General features: G+C 45.2%; 17 protein-coding genes. 10 read left to right on the top strand and 7 right to left on the bottom strand.

The window, feature by feature from the left end; all coding sequences use genetic code 11:
- The first annotated feature begins 2 nt into the window (after nt 1-2).
- From moeB to R7Q47_RS06835, 4 genes are all read left to right on the top strand, one after another.
- Nucleotides 3-752 carry a molybdopterin-synthase adenylyltransferase MoeB gene (gene moeB / locus R7Q47_RS06850; RefSeq protein WP_010647133.1) on the top strand — a complete coding sequence of 250 codons (750 nt, stop codon included), beginning with the start codon at nt 3-5 and terminating at the stop codon, nt 750-752.
- Between the two features lie 175 nt (nt 753-927).
- On the top strand, nt 928-3,033 hold the full coding sequence (locus R7Q47_RS06845; protein WP_256902770.1) for an LruC domain-containing protein: 2,106 nt from the start codon (nt 928-930) through the stop codon (nt 3,031-3,033).
- Between the two features lie 12 nt (nt 3,034-3,045).
- The gene (locus R7Q47_RS06840) at nt 3,046-3,546 is read left to right on the top strand and encodes a hypothetical protein (protein WP_137282758.1); all 501 of its coding nucleotides are present in this window, start codon (nt 3,046-3,048) and stop codon (nt 3,544-3,546) included.
- A gap of 129 nt (nt 3,547-3,675) precedes the next feature.
- Nucleotides 3,676-4,506, top strand: coding sequence for a sulfurtransferase (locus R7Q47_RS06835; RefSeq protein ID WP_318088768.1), 831 nt, complete (start codon nt 3,676-3,678; stop codon nt 4,504-4,506).
- Between the two features lie 165 nt (nt 4,507-4,671).
- Here R7Q47_RS06835 and R7Q47_RS06830 read toward each other — a convergent pair whose 3' ends face one another.
- Nucleotides 4,672-5,673 (bottom strand): sugar-binding transcriptional regulator, encoded by a 1,002-nt coding sequence (locus tag R7Q47_RS06830; RefSeq protein ID WP_005387670.1) that lies wholly within the window; start codon nt 5,671-5,673, stop codon nt 4,672-4,674.
- A 466-nt stretch (nt 5,674-6,139) separates the two neighbouring features.
- Here R7Q47_RS06830 and tal point away from each other — a divergent pair, with 466 nt between their 5' ends.
- Together tal and tkt are read left to right on the top strand one after the other, a co-directional pair.
- On the top strand, nt 6,140-7,090 hold the full coding sequence (tal, locus tag R7Q47_RS06825; RefSeq protein ID WP_005373488.1) for a transaldolase: 951 nt from the start codon (nt 6,140-6,142) through the stop codon (nt 7,088-7,090).
- A 125-nt stretch (nt 7,091-7,215) separates the two neighbouring features.
- Nucleotides 7,216-9,207, top strand: coding sequence for a transketolase (tkt, locus tag R7Q47_RS06820; RefSeq protein WP_318088766.1), 1,992 nt, complete (start codon nt 7,216-7,218; stop codon nt 9,205-9,207).
- 141 nt (nt 9,208-9,348) lie between these two features.
- Here the strand turns inward: tkt and R7Q47_RS06815 are convergent, their stop codons facing one another.
- The 3 genes from R7Q47_RS06815 to aroG form a co-directional block, all read right to left on the bottom strand.
- Entirely contained in the window at nt 9,349-10,911 is a 1,563-nt protein-coding gene (locus R7Q47_RS06815) for a methyl-accepting chemotaxis protein (RefSeq protein ID WP_065275191.1), read from the bottom strand.
- A gap of 209 nt (nt 10,912-11,120) precedes the next feature.
- On the bottom strand, nt 11,121-12,293 hold the full coding sequence (locus R7Q47_RS06810) for an MFS transporter (protein ID WP_021035943.1): 1,173 nt from the start codon (nt 12,291-12,293) through the stop codon (nt 11,121-11,123).
- 159 nt (nt 12,294-12,452) lie between these two features.
- Entirely contained in the window at nt 12,453-13,505 is a 1,053-nt protein-coding gene (gene aroG / locus R7Q47_RS06805) for a 3-deoxy-7-phosphoheptulonate synthase AroG (protein ID WP_005389030.1), read from the bottom strand.
- Between the two features lie 459 nt (nt 13,506-13,964).
- Between aroG and R7Q47_RS06800 the strand changes: the two genes are divergently transcribed.
- The gene (locus R7Q47_RS06800) at nt 13,965-14,957 is read left to right on the top strand and encodes an OmpA family protein (RefSeq protein ID WP_005373499.1); all 993 of its coding nucleotides are present in this window, start codon (nt 13,965-13,967) and stop codon (nt 14,955-14,957) included.
- A gap of 88 nt (nt 14,958-15,045) precedes the next feature.
- Here R7Q47_RS06800 and R7Q47_RS06795 read toward each other — a convergent pair whose 3' ends face one another.
- A complete protein-coding gene (locus R7Q47_RS06795; RefSeq protein WP_213901436.1) occupies nt 15,046-15,648 on the bottom strand; it encodes a beta-phosphoglucomutase family hydrolase in 603 nt (200 codons plus the stop codon).
- Nucleotides 15,649-15,724: 76 nt separating this feature from the next.
- On the opposite strand from R7Q47_RS06795, the gene arfB reads away from it, so the two are divergent.
- Nucleotides 15,725-16,138 (top strand): alternative ribosome rescue aminoacyl-tRNA hydrolase ArfB, encoded by a 414-nt coding sequence (gene arfB, locus R7Q47_RS06790; protein ID WP_318088761.1) that lies wholly within the window; start codon nt 15,725-15,727, stop codon nt 16,136-16,138.
- 100 nt (nt 16,139-16,238) lie between these two features.
- Nucleotides 16,239-18,008 (top strand): methyl-accepting chemotaxis protein, encoded by a 1,770-nt coding sequence (locus R7Q47_RS06785; RefSeq protein ID WP_025767924.1) that lies wholly within the window; start codon nt 16,239-16,241, stop codon nt 18,006-18,008.
- Between the two features lie 90 nt (nt 18,009-18,098).
- Here R7Q47_RS06785 and vmeZ read toward each other — a convergent pair whose 3' ends face one another.
- Entirely contained in the window at nt 18,099-21,251 is a 3,153-nt protein-coding gene (gene vmeZ / locus R7Q47_RS06780; protein ID WP_017635194.1) for a multidrug efflux RND transporter permease subunit VmeZ, read from the bottom strand.
- An 8-nt stretch (nt 21,252-21,259) separates the two neighbouring features.
- Nucleotides 21,260-22,387, bottom strand: coding sequence for a multidrug efflux RND transporter periplasmic adaptor subunit VmeY (gene vmeY, locus R7Q47_RS06775; protein WP_064369359.1), 1,128 nt, complete (start codon nt 22,385-22,387; stop codon nt 21,260-21,262).
- 419 nt (nt 22,388-22,806) lie between these two features.
- On the opposite strand from vmeY, the gene R7Q47_RS06770 reads away from it, so the two are divergent.
- Complete coding sequence (locus tag R7Q47_RS06770) at nt 22,807-23,271, top strand: dCMP deaminase family protein (protein WP_005373515.1); 465 nt, start codon at nt 22,807-22,809, stop codon at nt 23,269-23,271.
- Nucleotides 23,272-23,318: the final 47 nt, after the last annotated feature.

The raw sequence follows: 23,318 nt of genomic DNA, 5'->3' as shown, positions 1-23,318 counted from the left end.
TTGTGGATATTCTTTCCGATCAGGAAATGCTGCGTTACAACCGCCAAATCATTCTTCGTCAGTTTGACTTTGAAGGACAAGAAGCACTCAAACAAGCATCAGTATTGATGCTTGGTGCTGGCGGTTTAGGCTGTGCATCAAGCCAATATTTGGCCACTGCTGGTGTCGGTAAAATTACGCTGATTGATGATGATATCGTCGAGTTGTCTAATCTTCAGCGCCAAGTTCTGCACCACGATGCGGATATTGGTCGTAAGAAGGTCGAATCGGCTGCTGATGCACTACGTGAACTTAATCCGCACATTATTGTAGATACCATAGCAAAGCGTCTTGATGATACAGAGCTAAAAAGCTTGATCGAACAGCACACAATTGTTGTTGATGCATCAGATAACGTCGATACGCGCAATCAACTTAACCGCCTATGTTTTGCGACCAAAACACCGCTAATTTCAGGCGCGGCCATTCGTATGGAAGGACAAGTGAGTGTGTTTACTTACGACGACCCAGCGCAACCATGTTACCAGTGCTTAAGTGCCCTCTTCGGCAGCGGTGCGTTAAGTTGTGTCGAAGCCGGAGTCATGGCTCCTGTTGTGGGTATTGTTGGCGCAGTACAGGCGATGGAGGCGATCAAAGTGATTGCTGATTACGGCCAACCAAAGAAAGGCAAAATTCTGATTTTGGATGCGCTCAGCATGTCTTGGCGAGAAATGAATCTGATGAAAATGCCCACCTGTCCGGTTTGTAGTTAGTTCTAAACCTCTAATCATTCCCAAAAAGCCCAACTCGATGTTGGGCTTTTTCTCATTTTGACAATCAGATTTACAACCCTTCTTCTTACAAACATTAAATCAATAAAATTCAACAACTTAAAACTTGGCACATTCCTTTCATTGCATATATCACGAACCAATGAGAGGGCGAATTATGAAAAGGACATCACTACTACTTGGGTCTCTAATAGCGAGCGCTTACGCACAAGCGGCGCCATTTGATACGTGCCCAAGCCAAGCATACCTGTTCCAATCAACCCCGGTTCAAATCTATGGCGTCAATTTGGTTACAGGCTCTACGACTCTTTTAGAGGACGACACAGGTTTGGCTTCGGGCATCAACGGTGTAGGCTTTAACTTCACTGACCGTTATATCTACGGCTACGACACCACAAACAAAAAGATTGTTCGTCTTGGTCAAGACTTCCAAGCAGAGACACTTGATGTTTCGGGTCTTCCTACCGACCACACGTTTTACGTAGGTGACGTTTACAACCACGTCTACTACTTGTACCGCAAAGGCAAAGGACTTTTCTCCATTGACCTTTCTCCGCTCGATTCTGATCCAAATGCGACATTGAGCATCGTGAAAATCAGCTCAACAGCGACTGTGAACCTAACCGACTTTGCATTCCATCCAGGTGATGGCTCCCTTTACGGCATCGACAACAACTCTGGTGTGCTATATCAGTTCAACCCATCAAATGGTAGCGCAACTGCGATAGGTGACACAGGTGAGAAAGGCACATTTGGTGCTGGCTACTTCGATGTAAACGGCAACTACTACGTGTCACGTAACCAAGATGGCAAAATTTATCGCGTTGACCTTTCGGAAGATAACGCAGCCAATATCGCAGCAGGTATCGTTCCTGCGGTTGAGTTTGTATCCAACGGTCCAAGCTCAAGCCAAAATGACGGTGCACGTTGTGCAAATGCTCCGGTGATTAACGAAGACGAGCCAATTGATTTTGGTGATGCTCCAGACAGCTACCACACCACGCTTGCGTCAAACGGTCCTCGCCACGAAGTGGACGGTGCAACTTGGCTTGGCTCTGTTGCTCCAGATGGTGATGCCGACGGACAGGCAAACGATAACTCTGTGGGCACAGCCGATGAAGATGGTGTTGGTTTTGTATCCGCACTTGATCCAGGCTTAAGCTCAATTGTGAATGTGACAGCTTCCACTTCTGGCTACCTATCAGCATGGTTTGACTGGAACCGCGATGGTGACTTTGATGATGAAGGCGAGCAAGTCTTTACCGACCAACTACTGTCTGCGGGTAATAATCCCCTACCGTTTGTCGTTTCAACCGCTGCAACGGAAGGTTCAAGCTGGAGTCGATTCCGCTTTAGCCAACAAACCGGATTAAACTACGATGGTGGTTCGACATCTGGTGAGGTGGAAGATTACCCAATTACCATCACTGGTAATGGCTACTCAGTGGAATATTTCCCGAGTGCAGAAGATTACGCCACCGTGGCTTATGAAGATAATTGGCCATACACCGCAGACTACGACATGAACGATGTGGTCGTGAAATTCCGCATCACTGAAACCAGTCTTGCTGGTCATGTTGAGAATATTCAGATTACAGGTGACCTAGCGGCTTACGGCGCAAGCTACAAAAATGGCTTCGCAATCCGACTACCGGGTGTATTGAGAAGCTCGATTGAAAATGGATTAACGACGCTATCCTTCAATGGTGTAGAGCAAGCATCTAATGGCTTGGAAAGTATTTCTGATGAAGCAATTTTCATCATCAGTGAAGACTTAAGCACACACGCGGCGAGCAGCTGTAGCTACTTCCGCACAGAGTCTGGCTGTGATGATAACGTTTCACTCACCTTTACCTTGAATGTGTACTTCACTGAAGGATCTGACCGTTCAGCCATTCAAGCCATGCCATACGACCCGTTCATCTTTGCAACACCGGGCACTTACCATGGCGATGGTATTACCTTCCAACCAGGTCGTAAATGGGAAGTTCACTTAGCAGACCAAGCACCAACAGAACAGTTTGATGACCAAAACCTCTTCGGTGTCGGCGTCGATGCAAGTGACCCAGCACAAGGTGTGTACTTCAAAACAGCAAACAACTTACCTTGGGCACTGTTGATAGTAGAAGATTGGGATTGGCCGCTAGAGCGTGTAGACATGGTCGATGCATACCCTCAATTCCAAACTTGGGCTGAGTCTGGTGGCGAACTAAGCACAGATTGGCACACCGCTCCAACACCTAACAAATGCTACATTCCATAGGGAGATAACATTATGAAAGCACTTATCACAATCATCATGGGATTAGCACTAACGGCTTGTGGCGGAGGCGGTGGCGGCGGAGGTGGTAACAGTACACCACCTCCACCAACCCAAACCACGGTGCCAGAGGAAGATACTACCCAGCAGGAAGAAACTACTGAAGAAGAGACAACGGTAACAGTGGAAGATGCAACCATGCAGGATCTAGTAGTACCGGATGGCTTTAGCTACAACCCAGTGACGGAAGGTACGCTCAATGTAGACATCAGTGGTTTTTCTTCACAACGAGCACACCTAAGCGTGTACAAAGAGTTTGTCGAGAACAGTTCAGGTAACTACGATGCAAAATACCCAAGCAAAGTCGCATCGGTTCCACTCAACAATGGTACAGCAAATGTCGACTTTAATGTTTCTGATAGCCAAGGTAGCCTACTTGTTGAAATTTGGTTCTATGACGGTAGTGACCCAATTCAGAAAGTGATTACTTCTGGAGACAACACTTGGACCATGTAACTGGGTAAATCGAAAGCTGTCTTTCAGAACAAATCTTCAATCTTTAACTTAAAAATCGCATCGTTCTTTTGAACATGCGATTTTTTTGTTGTAAAACAGTAAGATTATCCACCTAGCAAACTAAAGACAATGCAAGCACTGATTAGTACTGATGAACTCAATAGCCTTCTCGGCCAACCTAACGTCAAGCTCCTCGACGCTAGTATTGCGTTTCAAATCCCTTCTGAAGGTAAAAAGATCCAAGATAAGTGGATTCCAAACACTTTACGCTTTGATTACGACAATGACTTTTGTTTACCCGGTTCCTCCCTGCCGCATATGATGCCAACAGAAGAAGGCTTCAACCAAAGTGCGCAAGAACTCGGTTTGAACAACGAAGATTTGATTGTGGTTTACGACAACTCTGGCACTTTAGCCGCGCCAAGAGCTTGGTGGATGTTCAAAGCTATGGGACATGATAATGTTCGAGTCTTAAATGGCGGTCTTCCAGCTTGGATTGAAGCAGGACTCCCTGCCGAAAGTGCCCTATCGCAACCAAGCGAAGAAGGCAACTTTACGGGTAAGCTCAACCAAAATGCCTTTTTGAGTGCACAAGATGTTCTTGCTCATTCAACCAATAAAAGTGCCAATATCATCGATGCCAGAGCCAAAGCTCGCTTCCTTGGTGAAGTGCCTGAGCCACGAGAAGGTCTACGTAGTGGGCACATTCCAAATTCGGTTTGCTTACCGTTTCAAGAACTCTTGACCAACGGTCACATTAAACCAAATTCAGAGTTGCAACAGATATTTAGCGCACTAACGATAGATAGTGACAATTCGATTATTTTTAGTTGCGGTTCCGGTGTAACCGCATGCATTTTATTACTCGCGGCGTATCAAATTGGTCTGGACAACCTGTCGGTGTACGACGGTTCTTGGACCGAATGGGGTGCAGACCACTCTCTACCTATCGAGCGTTAAGACAAGTGTCTGTTTAACATAGTATCTTACGTTTATCTAAAGATGATGTGTTCCAATAAACTAAACGCAGCTTCTAAACCAAACTTATCATTTCGAAATAGAAACTGGCTATGAGTGATTTGTCCCTCCTCATAGCCTGACTACATCAAAAGCCGACTATTTCCGTTAGCGTTCAGATGTCGCGTTACCGTGCATTTGCTCATCTAAGTTGAGCACGGTTAATGCGTTGCTAACGCTCGTGGCGATCACGTCTATCGCTCCAGTTCTTAATGCTCCGAGTAGAGCGAGTGGCTTGCTGTTCTCAGCTGCGATCGCAATAACTTCCGAGATCGGCCGAAACTCTTCAATACCAAGTCCAATTACTCGGTCACTCATTACCGTGTTCGCTACATTACCGTGAATATCAAAGAAGTCATAACCTGCAAAATCCCCTACCACACCTTGTTGAAGTCTCGACTGAACCACTTCATCAGGCGTAAACCAACCTAAGTCGACCATGTAACTGTTTTCGCTCATGTCACCAATACCAACCAAAGCGACATCGGCTTTACGCGCTAGGTCGAGCGTTTGTTTCACGGTTGCATTTTGCATGAAGGCCAACTTCTGTTCTCTATTTTCTGCGTATGCCGGCGCATAAAGGGTTTCAGAGGTTCCCCCATACTTCTTCGCCAACTGACGACAAATATGGTCGGCGTTATACATACCGCCACGCGGGTGAATACCACCAATACCACACACAAATTTACAGTCACGCGGCGTAATAACACCTATATGGTGAGCGACGGACGATACGTTGCGCCCTTGTCCGACCGTCACCACCATGCCGTTTTTGAGCGTGCTAGTGAGATAATTGGACACCAATCCCGATACCTGTAGTCGTTGCGCTTCTTCATTCGGTTGATCAAGAGCAACAAGCGCGCGCTTAACGCCGAATCGCTCGATCAAACGTTGTTCAATCTTGGCGCTGAACACCGGATGGTATTTAACGGTAATTTCAACAATGCCTTCATCACGCGCCTGCTTGAGCATTCGCCCGACCTTTGCGCGTGATATGGCAAATTTTCTCGATATCTCTTCCTGAGTCGCACCGTCTTGATAATACGCGACGGAAATCTCTGTCAACAAATCCGTGTTTTCAATGGAAATATCTTGATTAGAACTGCTCATGGTTTCTCTCGCCCTTTAAGAGGATCGATATTGTATGCAATAAGTGAACATATGCTCATTGACTTAGCATATGTTCTTTATCAATTTAAACGCTACATTTGCTCATCGCAATAACATTTTCTCACTACAATTTTTTACCCTCTTGGACAACGCTCAAGCTTTGAACAATAAGGGCAAACGTTTATTTGGGTTAACCACTAAACACACAGTAAAAAAACGTTGATGAAGTTCACTATAAGTCCATTTCAGCGATTGACTTTCAGCATAGATAGGATAAATATGGACACATCATTTACTCAGCTATCGATCAAATGTTCATAGCATTTGTTCGGTAACGAAATTTTCCGTAGTTGGCTGAGCAGATGTCTCATTAAATGCGATGAGACGGTTAGCTAACTCGCTTGCAAATGCACAAGCTGTGATAACAAAAATCACGCTTAAGCCCATTTAAATAGGATGATCGATTATGAGCAACAAGTTAGAGCAACTTCGTAAACTAACGACTGTAGTAGCAGACACTGGCGAGATTGATGCAATTAAAAAGTATCAGCCAGAAGACGCAACAACTAACCCTTCTCTTATCCTTAAAGCCGCTCAAATCGCAGAGTACGCACCTCTAATCGATGCTTCAATCGAATACGCTAAAGCACAGAGCAACGACAAAGCTCAACAAGTTCAAGATACTTGTGACATGCTTGCAGTAAACATCGGTAAAGAAATCCTAAAAACTATCCCAGGTCGTATCTCTACAGAAGTAGACGCTCGTCTATCTTACGATATGGAAGGCAGCGTAGCGAAAGCTCGTCAACTAGTGAAAATGTACAACGATGCTGGCATCACTAACGACCGTATCCTTATCAAACTGGCTTCAACTTGGGAAGGCATTCGCGCAGCTGAGATCCTAGAAAAAGAAGGCATCAACTGTAACCTAACGCTTCTATTCTCGTTCGCTCAAGCACGTGCTTGTGCAGAAGCGGGTGTATTCCTAATCTCGCCATTCGTTGGTCGTATCATGGACTGGTACAAAGCGAAAGAAGGCCGTGACTTCGAAGCTCAAGAAGATCCAGGCGTACTATCTGTAACTAAGATCTACAACTACTACAAAGAATACGGCTACAAAACTGTAGTTATGGGCGCAAGCTTCCGTAATATCGGTGAGATCTTAGAACTAGCTGGTTGTGACCGTCTAACTATCGCTCCTGCTCTACTTGCAGAACTAGAAGCAGCTGAAGGTGAAGTAGTTGAGAAACTAGTTGATTCTAAAGGCGCAGCTGAGCGTCCAGCACCAATGACTCACGCAGAGTTCCTATGGGAACATAACCAAGACCCAATGGCTGTTGAGAAGCTGGCTGAAGGTATCCGCAACTTCGCCGTTGACCAAGGCAAACTAGAAGCGATGATCGAAGCTAAGCTTTAATTGCTTACCAAAAGCGAGTAGCCCGTCTACTCGCTTTTACCATCAGCACTATTTTCAAAAAATTCTATTTGAACTTGTTTCGGCGAGTTCCCTCTATTTAAATCAAATATCGAGAAGTAATCACTATGGATCGTAAACATCTAGCAAATGCAATCCGTGCGCTAAGCATGGATGGTGTTCAACAAGCTAACTCTGGTCACCCAGGTGCACCTATGGGTATGGCTGACATCGCTGAAGTTCTTTGGCGCTCTCATCTAAACCACAACCCATCAAACCCTGAGTGGGCAGACCGCGACCGTTTCGTACTGTCTAACGGCCATGGCTCAATGCTGATTTACTCTCTACTGCACCTTGCAGGTTACGAGTTGTCTATCGACGATCTGAAAAACTTCCGTCAGCTTCACTCTAAAACTCCTGGTCACCCAGAGTATGGTTACGCGCCAGGTATCGAGACCACAACGGGTCCGCTAGGTCAAGGCATCACTAACGCGGTTGGTATGGCTCTAGCTGAAAAAGCGCTAGCAGCGCAATTCAACAAAGAAGGCCACGACATCGTTGACCACTTCACTTACGTGTTCATGGGCGACGGCTGTCTGATGGAAGGTATTTCGCACGAGGCATGCTCTCTTGCAGGTACTCTTGGTCTAGGCAAGCTGATCGCGTTCTGGGATGACAACGGCATCTCTATCGACGGTCACGTTGAAGGTTGGTTCTCTGACGACACACCTAAGCGTTTCGAAGCTTACGGTTGGCACGTAATCCCTGCAGTCGATGGTCACGATGCTGACGCAATCAACGCAGCAATTGAAGCGGCGAAAGCGGATCCACGTCCTACACTTATCTGTACTAAGACTATCATCGGTTTTGGTTCACCAAACAAATCTGGTTCACACGATTGTCACGGTGCGCCACTAGGTGCAGAAGAAATCGCAGCAACACGCAAAGAACTAGGTTGGGAGCACGGTCCTTTTGAAATTCCGCAAGAAGTCTACGCAGAATGGTCAGCGAAAGAAACAGGCGCAGCTAAGGAAGCAGCGTGGAACGAGAAATTTGCAGCTTATGAAGCAGCGTACCCTGAGCTGGCAGCTGAATTTAAACGCCGCGTAAACGGTGAGCTTCCTGCACAGTGGGAAGAGAAAGCAAGCCAAATCATTGCTGATCTTCAAGCTAACCCAGCAAACATTGCATCACGTAAAGCGTCTCAAAATGCTCTAGAAGCATTTGGTGCTCTACTACCAGAGTTCATGGGTGGCTCTGCTGACCTAGCACCTTCTAACCTAACCATGTGGTCTGGTTCTAAGTCTCTAGAAGCAAGCGACTTCTCTGGTAACTACATCCACTACGGCGTACGTGAATTCGGTATGACAGCGATCATGAACGGTATCGCGCTACATGGTGGTTTCGTTCCTTACGGCGCAACATTCCTAATGTTCATGGAGTACGCACGTAACGCAATGCGTATGGCTGCGCTGATGAAAATTCAGAACATCCAAGTGTACACGCATGACTCTATCGGTCTTGGCGAAGATGGTCCAACTCACCAACCAGTTGAGCAAATGGCATCGCTACGCCTAACACCAAACATGAGCACATGGCGTCCATGTGACCAAGTTGAGTCCGCTGTAGCTTGGAAACTAGCGATTGAACGTAAAGATGCACCGACAGCACTTATCTTCTCTCGTCAAAACCTTGCGCAACAAGAGCGCACAGCAGAACAAGTAGCAGACATCGCGAAAGGTGCTTACATTCTGAAAGATTGCGAAGGCAAGCCAGAGCTAATCCTTATCGCAACAGGTTCTGAAGTTGAACTAGCAGTAGAAGCAGCAGCACAGCTAACTGCTGAAGGTAAGAAAGTACGCGTTGTTTCAATGCCATCAACAGATGCATTTGACAAACAAGACGCCGCTTACCGTGAAGCTGTACTGCCATCAGACGTAACAGCACGTATCGCAATTGAAGCAGGTATTGCTGACTTCTGGTACAAGTACGTAGGCTTCGACGGTCGCATCATCGGTATGACTTCATTCGGTGAATCTGCACCAGCTGGCGAACTATTCAAAATGTTTGGCTTCACGACTGAAAACGTAGTGAACACAGCAAAAGAGCTATTCGCGTAATTGCAGTAAAAAGATAGTCAGTTTTCTCTATTGCGAATGTGAAAACTGAAAAGCCCCACCAGCAATGGCGGGGCTTTCTTTTATCTGGCTCCTATTCGCATAAACGCAGCCAGGGCATAAACATCACAACTTTCGTTACGACTATTTGTCTTCAAATCGAAGTGCGAGCTGATAGAAATCTTGTACTTGGTCTTTCAACTGTCGGCTATTTTGCTCAACTGAATGTGTTGCTGCCAAGTTTTGTTCTGCGGTCGAAGCGATAGAATGAATGTGCTGGTTTACATCACTAGATAGCTTTAACTGGTTATTCGCCGCTTCTGCTACATCAACCATCAGCCCACTCATGGTTTGCATCATCTGTTCAACTTCAGACAAACGCAACGCGCTTTGTTCTGCTACTTGAGAGCAGGCATCGGTTTGCTCTTTGTTTGCCAGAATATCTTTCTGCCAACTTTGAATCGTTGCCAACATAGTGGAGATAGAAGCTTGGATTTGTTCAGTTGCATTGGATGTACGCCCAGAAAGCGCGCGGACCTCATCAGCTACAACAGCAAAACCACGACCTTGCTCCCCTGCCCTTGCTGCTTCAATCGCCGCGTTAAGTGCCAGTAAATTGGTTTGCTCTGCGATCCCACCAATCTCTTCCATCAAATGGTTCACCTTCTGCGCCTGATCACTCAGTTGATACGTCGTTTCCGTCGCTTTTTCAGCTTGAAGGCTTAATTGCGCTAGATTGGTGTGCGTTTGATCAATGGTCTCCTTCGCCATCAAGCATGACTTCAATGTATCATCAATCAACATATGGGCATCATTGGTACTCGAAGAAACCGAATTTGCCGACAACTCCACCTCTTGGGTAGCATCTCGCACACGATGAATATCGGTATTTTGCTGATTTAATGCAGCCGAGACTTCTGCCGTTGTTTGACTAAGCTCTTCGGCGCAATGCTGTAAAGGCAATGCGGAGTCAGTCATTCTTCCTAACACGGTTCGAATTCTTGCGGATAGCATTTTGATATGGAAATCGGCAATCGAAAATGCCGTGTTACCGGAATAGATCAAGCGACTTACGCTGTCATATTGCTTTTGTAACTTTTTAAGTTGCTGAGGTGTATCAATTAACTCTTGGCGGAATAACAGAGCTAGAACACTTGCAGGTAACGCACTTGCAAGCCAAGCCAACGGCCCTTCAACAGACAACGCATATGCGGTTGCAGGTGCGGTTAGTGCACCAAGTAGAATCGCATAGCGAATGGTTTCATTGATTTTCAACGACCAAGTTCGGCCAGACTTCTCTGCAGCACGCATGCTTTTGTAGGCTTTTGTCGCAATATCAACCCACTCTCGCTTTGGTTTCACGCGCACTGATTGATACCCAACAACATGGTTGTCTTCGTAGATAGGGGTGACATAAGCATCAACCCAATAGTAACCGCCAGACTTAGTGGCATTCTTAACCATTCCACGCCAGGCTTTACCTTGTTTAAGGCGTGCCCACATATCACCGAAAGCGGCTTTAGGCATATCATTATGACGAACTATATTGTGGTTCTGACCGACAAGTTCTTCGTGAGTGTATTCAGCAACGCGGCAAAAGGCTTCATTACAATATGTAATAACACCTTGTAAGTTCGTTGTTGAGACGAGTTCCTCAGACTCCCTCACGAGAGTTTCTTGAGCTTTATGAGAAATATTGGCTGACATAGACGAAACTTCTTTAGTTTTTATTGATTTTCGGCAAGATATATACAGGATTTTTATTTTTATTACAAAAAGTTAGATAAAAAGTCTTATCAAATCGACATTTTTATTGTGGGAATTCACATTATCGATAAAAACATAAAGAAGAGATTGTTGATTTGAGCTAATAAACAAACCCGACACGATAGGCCGGGTTATATATTAAGACTTAATTAAGCGGTTTGTGATTCTGGCTTTTTATTCGTTTTTAACGCAAACATCGCGATAACGAGTAACACAAATGGAAGAACATACAAATTAAGATTCTGCCAACCTACGGTAGACTCAAGCCAACCAGATAGTAATGCGGTGATGGTGACACAACTGAACACGAAGAATTCATTAAACGCTTGAGCCTTGCTTCTGTTTTTCGCTTCATAGCTTTGACTAAACAGCCCGGTTGCTGCGATAAACATAAAGTTCCACCCTATTCCTAACAGGATTAAAGCAAGACTAAAATGCCAGATAGACACTCCATGTATATTAATTCCAATGCAAGCAACAAATAGCAACCCACCCGCCAAAATCATATTCTTAGCGCCAAACCGCTCTATCAGACGGCCCGTGACAAACGCAGGTGCAAACATACCCAACACGTGCCATTCGATCACTCCCGCCGCTTTATCAAAATCAAAGCCACAACCAATCATCGCTAAAGGAGTTGCTGTCATTAAAATGTTCATCACCGCGTACGCAACCATTGCCGCGATAACGGCCAGCATGAAATTAGGTCGACGAATAATCAGTCTCAGCTTATCCGCCTTAGCGTGTAGCGCCTGCGTGTGTGCAGGTGGAAAACGAATGGTTTGTAGCACAACCAACGCGGTTATATAAAGCACGACAAGCACAGCAAATGCACTAATGTATAAGCCATCATCTGACCACTGCTGCGAGTACACGGCCAAATTAGGCCCAAGGATCGCCGCTAACACCCCACCCGCCATAGATATCGAAATCGCCCTATGCCTTGCCGACTCTTCACACACTTCAATGGCAGCAAACCTGTATAGAGTACCGAAACCTATACCAACACCAAGCAAAAACGTAGACATGCAGAACAGATAGAAGTTTTGTTGACTTAATGCATACGTCGCTAGACTAGCACCCAAAATGCCAATGACATTACCAAGGCTAAAACCAAGGCGACGCCCTAACTTGCCCATAATTAGCGACGCAGGAATTGTCGCGGCCATCAGTCCCAAAAACTGCAGTGCAACTGGTAATGTGATAAAACTTGATGACGGCGCAAGTGTTTTGCCAATAAGGGCAATAACAGATATGAGTAAAATATTCCCTGTCATTAATAAGGCTTGGCAGAGGGATAGAAGCCATACATTACGATTCAATTCCAAATTCCTTTTGGTTACAACGTATACAGATAACATATAGGAAAGCAGAAACAATAGAAAGATATGAGAGTAATTCTCAACAAAAAGAGCCAGAGGCATAGTACCTCTGGCTCTTCACTATTCACTTTTCGCTTTTAAAAAGTTTTTCTGTTGAGCTTACTTGTTGCGGCGCGCTTTTACTGCATCAGAAAGCTGACGAAGTACCGTTTCCGTGTCTTCCCAGCCAATACATGCATCAGTGATCGACTGACCATAAGTGGCTGCTTTACCATCCACTAAGTCTTGGCGACCTTCAACTAAATGAGACTCGATCATCACTCCAAAAATGGCTTCTTCGCCACCAGAGATTTGCTCGGATACATCATCAGACACCAGCATTTGACGCTTGAACTGCTTCGAGCTGTTAGCATGGCTAAAATCAATCATCACTTTTTTCGGCAGACCTGCAGTGTCCAGCTCATCTTTAATTTGAGCTACATGTGCTGCACTGTAGTTTGGTTCTTTACCGCCACGTAGAATAATATGGCAGTCTGGATTACCAGCGGTTTCTACGATCGCGGAATGACCGTATTTTGTTACTGAAAGGAAGTGATGGGAAGCGCTTGCAGAACGAATCGCGTCGCTCGCTATTTTAATATTCCCGTCAGTACCGTTTTTGAAACCTACAGGACAAGAAAGACCAGAAGCTAGCTCGCGGTGAACCTGAGATTCTGTCGTACGAGCACCGATAGCGCCCCAACTGATCAAATCCGCCACGTACTGAGGTGTGATCATATCTAAGAATTCACTTGCCGTTGGCAAGCCCATATCGGTCAGATCAAGAAGAAGTTTACGTCCGATACGTAGACCATCATTTAGCTTATAGGTGTCATTTAAGTAAGGGTCATTGATAAGGCCTTTCCAACCAACGGTCGTACGCGGCTTTTCAAAATAAACTCGCATAACAACTTCAAGCTGCTCGCCCAGTTCATCACGTAGTACTTTTAGCTTTTTGCCGTACTCAACCGCGGCAGCCGGATCGTGAATAGAACACGGGCCAACGATCACGAGTAATCGATCGTCTTTTCCTTCAAGAATATTGTGAATGGCGTTACGGCAATCAAAAGTGGTCGAAGAAGCGGTTTCAGTCGCTGGGAACTTCTCTAATACTGCAACAGGTGGCAATAACTCTTTTACTCTATTTATTCTTACATCATCAGTTTGAAACATTACTTCTACTTCCTGGTTTTATTTCCGACCCCATTTTTACCAACTGAACTCATTGCAACATTGTTCACAAAGCGAGCAGCATCAAGGGCTGTGGTCATTTTCTGTCTAGCGTTTAAGTAACTTATCGGCTTAGGCGTAGACTTGCAATCAGTTTTTGCAAATAAATGCAAATAAAAACCACCTGTTAACCACCGCGCACAATGTAAAGTAAAGTTTACGAAAAAAAGTTCAAAATAATCATCAATTTTCTTATGCACCAAAAAATCTTTACTACAATGTAAGAAATATCAGAAGTTTGTGAGGTATTTTTGGGTAGTAAATGTTGATCAAGTTCAAATATATTGTTGCTTGATATGAAATGATTAGAATATTAAACTAATTTCTTATAAACGCTGGTTTTTTCTAATTTTTTGATAAAACGAAGTAGAAGTTAATATGCAATCAATACAAGGAAACATTATGAACAAAGTAGCAATTGCAGTAGCAGCAGTGGTAGCTGGTAGTAGCGCGCTTTTAAACTCTGCTCAAGCTGAAATGTACATCGGGGGCAAAGTGGGCATGACTACACTTGACGACGCTTGCTATCTAAATAGCCCTTGTGATGATGAAGCGTTCGGTGCAGGACTACATATCGGTTATGACTTTACCGATATCATCGGGCTAGAGTACGGCGTAGACTTCTTAGGCGACTATGAAGGAAACTCTAGGTCAGGGGCTAATACGATTAATACGATTGACGGCAATCTAACGGCTTTAACACTTGCACCTAAATTCAACTGGCACTTAAACGACTCTTGGAATCTATTTGCTAAGATCGGTGGTGCTTACATGATGTCTGATGACGAAACAGACTTTGTCCCAACAGGTTCTTTGGGTGCTGAATACTCGATCGATAGAAACTGGAGTGTTCGCGCTGAATACCAACGTTACCAAGACATGTCTGACGACGTGTGGGACGACATGGATGCTAACTTCTTTGGTATCGGTGTTAACTACAAATTCGCAGCAGCTCCAGTTGTTGCAGCAGTTGTAACGGAAGAAGTGATCGAGCCAGATCCAGAACCAGTGATGATGAGCAAGGTGCACAAAGAAGAGTACGGTACAGGTACGTTTGAATTCGATAGTGCTAAGTTAACAGAGTCCGTTTCTGAACGTCTGGACAACTTTGTTTCATTCTTGAACGAATATCCTCAAGCTCAAGTAGAGATTACTGGTTACACAGATAGCTCAGGCCCTGCGGCATACAACCAAAAACTGTCTGAGCGTCGTGCTCAATCTGTTGCTGATTACCTAACCGCAGCTGGCATTGGTTCAGATCGTTTGACAGTCAAAGGTATGGGTGAAGAAAACCCAGTTGCTGACAACAGCACTCGCGAAGGTCGTGAGAAAAACCGTCGCGTAGAAGTTGTAGTACCTTCATTTGAATACCAAGAGCTAGTTCAACCAGAATAAGCATCTATGATTCATGATCGATGATGTGGCAAAAATTTATGGGGTGCATTTGCACCCCATTTTGATCTCATATTAAGGGATATTGCCACTATGGTTTTGGGAAAAAGATCAACTCATTATCTTGCACCATAACACAATCCATACCAGCTGCATGCGCCGCTCGCTTCCCCAACTCAGTATCCTCGAACACAAGACACTGTGACGCCTCCAAGTCGAGTTGTTCCGCGGCCACCAAAAAAGTATCTGGAAAGGGTTTATGGTTCTCTACATCACTCGCGGTTACTACAACATCCAACTTGTCTAATAAACCTGCATGGCTTAATAAGCGCATGGCACTTTCTCGTTGGCTGCCAGTCCCGACTGCAATTTTCTTATGGCCTAAATATTCCTCTAACACGATGTTCGTGCAAGGAATAACGTCAACATGAAGCTCGATAGCAGCGAATGTTTCCATTTTAAATGTCGCGACAGTTTTAGGATCTAATGAAAGCTCATGCACACGATTTAGTTCCTCAACAATTTTAAAGCTCGGCATCCCTCCTAAACTGTGAAACCACTCCTGACAAAACGGAAAATCAAAACGCTCAGCAGTTGCTTGCCAAGCTGCCAAGTGGGCTGGCATGGTATCGATTAGAGTACCATCCATATCAAATATGAATCCCTCATAGGGTCTAAAATCAATCGTGCTCATGTCTTTTCTTCTATTTGTGCATCTGTAATGTTAATTTATCAGCTCTTTCAATCGTCCTTACCGGCATTTACTTATCATGCTCAAAATTTCGAACTCCGTCACAATTCAAGAGTGGGAAATTCAATTATCCCCAATTAGAGCTCAAGGAAATGGTGGCCAGAACGTTAACAAGGTAGCGTCCGCTATACACCTGCGCTTTGATATCCGGCATTCAAGCTTACCTGACTTTTACAAAGAGCGATTACTTGCACTTTCTGATAGTCGTATACGTAAAGATGGCGTGATCATCATCAAAGCGCAACAATTTCGGACACAAGAACAAAATAAGGAAGACGCCCTAAATCGGCTTCAAGCATTGATAAAAGCTGCCGCTTTACAGGAGAAGAAGCGTATTAAAACGAAACCAACCCGCGCTTCTCAACGCCGACGACTTGATACAAAAAACAAGCACGGAGCGAAAAAACAGCAACGTAAAAAAGTGCTGTATTAGTGCATGTCGTTTTCTCGACATGTTAGTTGAACAACGTTTGCTAGCCCTTGGAAATCTCATTGGATTTCTCTTTTTAGTTACTTATTCAGGAAACAACAATATGACTATTAGGCAAAAACTCTACTTCCTCGGAGTTATCGCCATTTTAGGCATCGTGGCCCTTTTGGGTACGTCATCCCATTTTGAAAATAAGAGCAATGATCTTAATCACGCCATCAAACTCGTTGGTGATCTAGAAATACGCTTACTCAACTTACGCAGAAATGAAAAAGATTTCCTACTGCGTAGTAATGACAAATATCTAAATAAGTTTGACGCCAATGTTGACAAGTTTATAGACACAGAAAAAGAGCTTGCGAACATACTCAAGAGTAATGAATTACCTTCCAGTCAACAATTTAAGCAAGACTTGCTCGCATACCAAAGGGGCTTTCAGAATCTGGTCAGCGCTTACCAACGATACGGGCTTGATTCAAAGAGTGGGCTTCTCGCCGGTTACGAACAAGCACTATTAGAAGCTAAACAACGTTCAGACCACCAGCAGTTATTGGCATTAGTCCGTTTTGACTCTGCGGTAAAAGCAGGACTATTCAATAGTGACTTGCTTGAGGGGCAATATGCTCCGGAGCTTATCAAAACAGGTAAGCAATTGGCGGCCCAAAAGCAAGTTGTTGGGGTTGCTTATGACAAAGGCCTACTCGGTGAAACTCGCGCATTATCTCATGCCGTAGAAGAGCAATTTGAAACCTTTTCCACAGCCCTTAGCTCTGCTGCCGCACAACGTGATGAACAAATGTCGACCATCAAGCAGGTCATTACAGCTCTGATCTTAGTCGTTATTTTCGCATTGATTTGGCAAATTTCACGTTCAATCAATACGCGAGTGAATAGCTTACTTGGCACCATTCGAAGTATCAGCGAAACGAACAACATGGGACTTCGATCTGATTTGAAAGGTCAAGACGAGCTATTTGATATCAGTCATCACCTCAATGACCTATTGGATAAGCTTGAGCATCTAATTAGTAGTACCCAAGAAAAATCGGCGCAACTCACTGCAAGTACCGATAATATGCATCGTGAGTTAGAAGGCGTTATGGAGCAATTCCACACTCAAACTGACCACACTGCATCAATGGCGACGGCAGTTCAGCAAATGGTTGCCACAATAGGTGAAATCTCTGAAAGCACATCAGTTGCGGTAGAAGGCGTACATCAGGCAGCGAATAATGCCGAACAAGGTCGAGGAGTTGTTGAGGCGACGGTAACCAACATCGGTCAACTAACCACGATTTTATCAAACAGCCAGCAGTCGATTGGCTCGCTGAATCAGCATGTAGATAAAATTGGTGGTGCCGTGAACATCATCCAAGAAATAGCAGAGCAAACCAACCTACTAGCTCTCAACGCAGCAATTGAAGCCGCGCGAGCAGGCGAACAAGGCCGCGGGTTTGCAGTTGTTGCCGATGAAGTACGCGCCCTAGCTAGCCGAACTCATCAATCCACAGAGGAAATCACGCGGGTCGTTGCAGATATTCAAACTCAAATGTCGACAGTTGTTGCTGATATTGATCAATGTAACGATCAAGGGCAACAAACACTTAATGCTTCTGAAAAACTGGATTCTAGCCTACAGCAGATCATCACTGACATGCATTCAATTCAAGGTAATTCGGAGCGCATAGCTTCAGCAATTGAAGAACAAGGTATCGTGATGAACCAAGTTAGCGGTTCAATCACCGAGCTAAACGCAATATCTGAGAATAACATGCAATCCGCTCAGGAATGCTTGCATGAAGTGAACTCTGTCTCTGCTCAAGCTCATGATATGGATGAAGCCGTTGCACAATTCAAAACTGCGCTAAAATAACCCTTTTTCAAAATAGAAAGCCCGAGGCAATCATTGCTTCGGGCTTTTTTTCAATTGTCACTTCGTGCTTACTGCGCACTTCGGATGTGATTATTCATCATCAAGAGGAACCAGCTTGGTGTTGCCACCATGAACTTTCTCACGCTGTCTTTGCACCAGAGCGTAGAAGCCTGGGATCAAGAATGTACCTGCTAGAAGCACACACAATAGACCACCAATCAGCGACACGCCGAGTGAGTTTTGACTCACGTGCCCCGCGCCAGCGGCAAAGATAAGCGGGAAGATACCCAAAATAAATGACCAAGATGTCATATTCACAGCGCGGAAACGTAAAGTGCCTCCTTTAACCGCTGCACTATCGATATCAGCATCTTTTTCTTCTCGCTCTTGCTTGGCGAACTCCACAATCAAAATTGCGTTTTTCGCCGCCAAGGCTATGAGCAAGACAAGACCAATTTGGGCATACAAGTTAAGCGGCGTGCCAGTTAGATTCAACGCAAGGAAGGAACCTAACGTTGCTACTGGGACCACCAAGATAATAGCCAGTGGAATACTCCAACTCTCATACTGAGCCACCATAAACAAGTAAATGAAGATCAAAGCCAGCGCAAACGCATAAATGGCTTGGTTACCCGCGAGCACTTCCTGATAAGCCATACCTGTCCATTCATACGTGTACCCTTGCGGAAGAACTTCAGCAGCAACGCGTTCCATTGCTGCAATCGCATCACCACTAGAGTAACCCGGAGCTGGTTGGCCTTGAATGATAGCACTGCGGTACATGTTGTAACGCCACGCCACATCAGGCTCAAACACTTGCTCGTAGCTCACTAGCGTACTTAACGGGACCATATCACCGTTCGAAGAACGAACATGGAAACGCTCTAGATCTTCCATGCTGCTACGGTGCTGGCTATCAGCTTGCATGGTTACGCGGAAGTTCTTACCAAACATGGTGAAGTCATTCACATAAAGCGAACCTAAGTTGCCTTGCAAGGTTTGGAAAATAGACGACAGCGAAATACCTAATTGCTGCGCTTTCTCACGATCGATATCAACGTAGTAGTGCGGAACATTCGCGCGGAACGTGCTAAACGTGTAGGCAATTTCAGGCGCTTGGTTAGCCGCTTGGATCATTTCTCCCATGACCATCGACAAGTCGGTACGACTTCGCCCTAGCGTGTCTTCAAGCACAAACTCAAAACCAGACGCAGCGCCCATACCAGGAACCGCTGGTGGTCCCATCGCAAAAACAACCGCTTGAGGTAACTCTGTCGCCGCTCGACCGTTAATACGTGCCGCGATAGCATTAGCAGAGTGCTCTCCTTGCAGCGAGTTACGAGTATCCCAGTCATGCAATTTGATAAATACAGAAGCACCGTTTGATGCTGCTGCGCCTGTCATAAACGAGTAACCGTTCGCAACCGTCACACCATCCACACCAGGTTCTTCACCGATCATTTTCATTAAATCATTGGTGACTTCTTCAGTACGTGATAAAGAGGCTGAATCTGGTAGCTGTACGTTAACCAGCAAAATGCCTTTATCTTCTTGAGGAACAAACGCTGTAGAGGTGGTTTTCGCAAAGAAAGTGACCGCTGCGATAGCAACTATAAAGAACGTCACGAGCAGTAAAGACTTCTTCACCAAGAAACCAGCGATCTGGCCATAACGCGTAGTGATGCGCTCTAAGCCTCGGTTGAAAGCCTGGAACCAGTTAGCGGTATTGCCCCCACCCTGCTTCAATACCAGAGAACAAAGTGCTGGGGACAGCGTCAATGCATTGATGGATGAAATCACAACCGAAATACAGATGGTCAAAGCGAACTGGCGATACATGATACCGGTGATACCTGGCAGCATGGCGACGGGTATGAATACCGCAAGTAGAACCAAGGTCGACGTGATGATTGGTCCCGTGACTTCTTTCATCGCTAGCAACGTCGCTTTACGCGGTGAAATGGTTGGGTCTTTCGCCATGGTAGTATCGACGTTTTCGATAACCAGAATCGCATCGTCCACCACGATACCAATCGCAAGGATCAAGCCAAACAAAGTAACCGTATTAATGGTGAAGCCCGTTGCCTGCATGATGGCAAACGTACCAATCAGAGAAACGGGGATCGCGACAACAGGAATCAACGTTGCACGCGCACTACCCAAGAACAAGTAAGTTACAGCAATCACCAATAGAATCGCTTCAATCAGTGTTTTTACTACCCCTTTGATCGATTCAGATACGAACACGGTTGTATCGTAGCTGGTCTCGTATTCCATTCCCTCTGGGAAGTTTTTGCTCAAGCCTTCAAGGAGCTCCATGACGGCCTGACCACTTTCTAACGCATTCGCATCCGATTGAAGAGACAACGCAACGATTGACGCGTCCTGGCCACGGAACTTACCGTTACCATCGTAGAACTTTTTGCCTAGTTCAACGCGAGCAACATCTTTCAGATAAACCGTAGAGCCATTGGGATTAGCTCGAAGGACTACGTTCTCAAACTCACTCACGCTTTCCAAGCGACCTTTGGTCACAAGGTTAAACTGAACTTCTTGCGGATTGTTGTATGGTGCTGCACCTACACGCCCTGCCGCAACTTGAACGTTCTGTTCAGCCAAAGCGGCGTATACGTCTGACGTGGTTAGCTTAAGGTTGGCCATTTTTTCAGGATCTAACCAAACACGCATTGCATATTCGCCACCACCAATCACGTTAACTTCACTGATACCTTTCGCACGAGCCAACTGATCTTTTACATTCAAGTTAATGTAGTTAATCAAGAACTGATCATCGTATTTGCCATCAGGTGAATAGAAGTTAAGCACCATCAGCAAGTCAGGTGAACGCTTTTTCACCGTCACACCAACCATGCGAACTTCTTGAGGCAGTTTTGACTCAATCTGTGACACGCGGTTTTGCACGTTAACTTGCGCCATATCTGGATCGGTGCCGACATCGAACGTGACGTTTAGGCTATAAGAGCCATCGTTCGCGCTCTTTGAAGACATGTATATCATATCCTCAACGCCGTTGACTGAGGTCTCTATGGGGTCCGCAATGGCCTGCTCGACAACTTCCGCACTCGCGCCAGTGTAGTAAGCCGAAACGCTTACTGATGGCGGGCTTATCTGTGGATACTCAGCCACTGGCAAAATCGCCAGTGAGATCGCGCCGGCTAGCGTTAATATGATCGAAATAACCAGCGCGAATTTAGGTCTCTGAATAAAGAAACGACTTAACATAGTGCCCCCTACTGCTTGTCTTCAGCAGGTGCTTGAAGGCGCACTTCTACACCATTACGCACACGTTGTAGGCCTTGTGTAATAACCGTATCTTCCTGATCGAGCCCTTCTCGAATGATAATGCCTTGTTCAACCTGAGGGCCAAGCTCGACGTTACGACGCTCTGCCACATTTCCCTCAGCCATCACCATCACAAAGTCACCTTCTAAGTCAGTCTGAACGGCACGTCGTGGAATAACAATAACGTCTTTCGTGTTCTTATCTCTCAAGTTCACTTTGATGTGTTGACCCGGAAGCAACTTCTGCTCTGGGTTTGGCACTAGCGCGCGCATAGCAATCGTACCCGTTTTGGTGTCAATACGATTACCTAAGAAATCAAGCTTACCGAGATGCTCAAAAAACTGTCCATTTTCCAGTTCAAGCTGAACTTCAACGCGGTTTGATTCAGCCGAGCCATCACCTTTTACTTGATCCATACCCATAGCTAAACGCTCGCGCTCACTCACACTAAATGAAGTATGCACTGGGTCTAAGCTCACCAATGTCGTCAGCACGCCAGATGATGGAGAAACCAGATCACCCGTACTCACTTTGGTATCACTAATACGTCCGCTAAAAGGTGCTCGGATTTGAGTATAGGAAAGGTTAACTTCAGCAAGTTTAAGTTGAGCATTTGCCGCTTCTAGCTCTGCTCTCGCACCAAGAAGTGCCGCAGTTAAAGCATCAAACTCAGATTGAGAGATACTACCGCGAGGCAACAAGTTTTTACCTCGAGTATGATCTAATTCGGCTTTTTTTAGCGCCGCTTTAGCTTGTGCAAGTGCGGCTTTAGCACTCGCGACTTGGGCTTCAAAAGAAGATGGCTCGATAGAGTAAAGGAGCTGCCCTTTTTCTACCATTTGCCCCTCTTCAAAGTGACGAGCTTTTAAGTAGCCAGAAATCTGCGCGGTAATATTGGTATCTTCTACTGCTTCAATGCGACCGATATAAGACTTGCTCGGTTGGTAGTCGATAACCGTGACATCCTGAGTCACTACGAGAGGCGCTTGACCTTTCGTTTGGGCATTATTAGCTTCCCCGCATCCAGCGAGGATTGCTGTAGCCGCCATTAGTGCGACAAGTGGTTTCTTTTGCATGTATTTACCGTCTTTATAGAACAGGATATTGTTGAATTCCTATCAACCTTACTCCTTGCTGCCACTGAAAACTTCACTGAAAAGCGCCCAAGGTGTTTCTAAATGTAAACATGAGAAACAAAAGGAAAATAAAGTAATTTAGTTAACAGTGGTATTCAATGAGCAATATACATACAACTCAATCATAACTATTTAATATACGCCTTAGGAGATCGCGAGTTTTAATTTGAGTTTGGAAACACTAACGGGAGTATTGTATTCGGGCGTAAAGTGAGATTCAGTGCTCAAGATAAGAACGTTTTATGGCTAAAAAGGTAAAAAGTGACGCCTTCATACTCAAGACCCCGATTTTGACTATTTTTTTAATATAAATGGGTTATCATTCAATTAATTCAACGCCTTCGACAGAGAGGATGACTATGATTTCTAAATGGGCGAAACGCTTTTACCAGATGGCAGAACTAGTGGCATCTTGGAGTAAGGACCCATCAACACAAGTCGGTGCCGTTATTACTAAACAGAATCGCATTGTATCTGTTGGATTTAATGGCTATCCGCATGGTGTTTCTGACAGTGTCGACACCGATGAGCGCGAGTTGAAATACCTTAAAACACTGCACGCGGAAGAGAACGCAATTTTGTTCTCAAAACGTGACTTAGACGGATGTGATATTTGGGTAACGCATTTTCCTTGCCCTAACTGCGCGGCAAAGATCATTCAAACAGGGATCTCACACGTACACTGCCCTGAGCAGTCTGAAGACTTTTTATCTCGCTGGGGAGATAAAATCCAAGTCAGTCAAGATATGTTCGATCAAGCGGGTGTGAAAGTCGACTGGTTACCACTAGAAGACATTGAAATTGAAGACAAAGACGTGCGCTAGTATTCCATCTTAATATTTAAATAGCCCAGGAAGATCTGGGCTATTTT

This window comes from Vibrio sp. Vb0349, from assembly GCF_033338975.1.
This window is presented reverse-complemented; position numbering and strand designations above follow the sequence as displayed.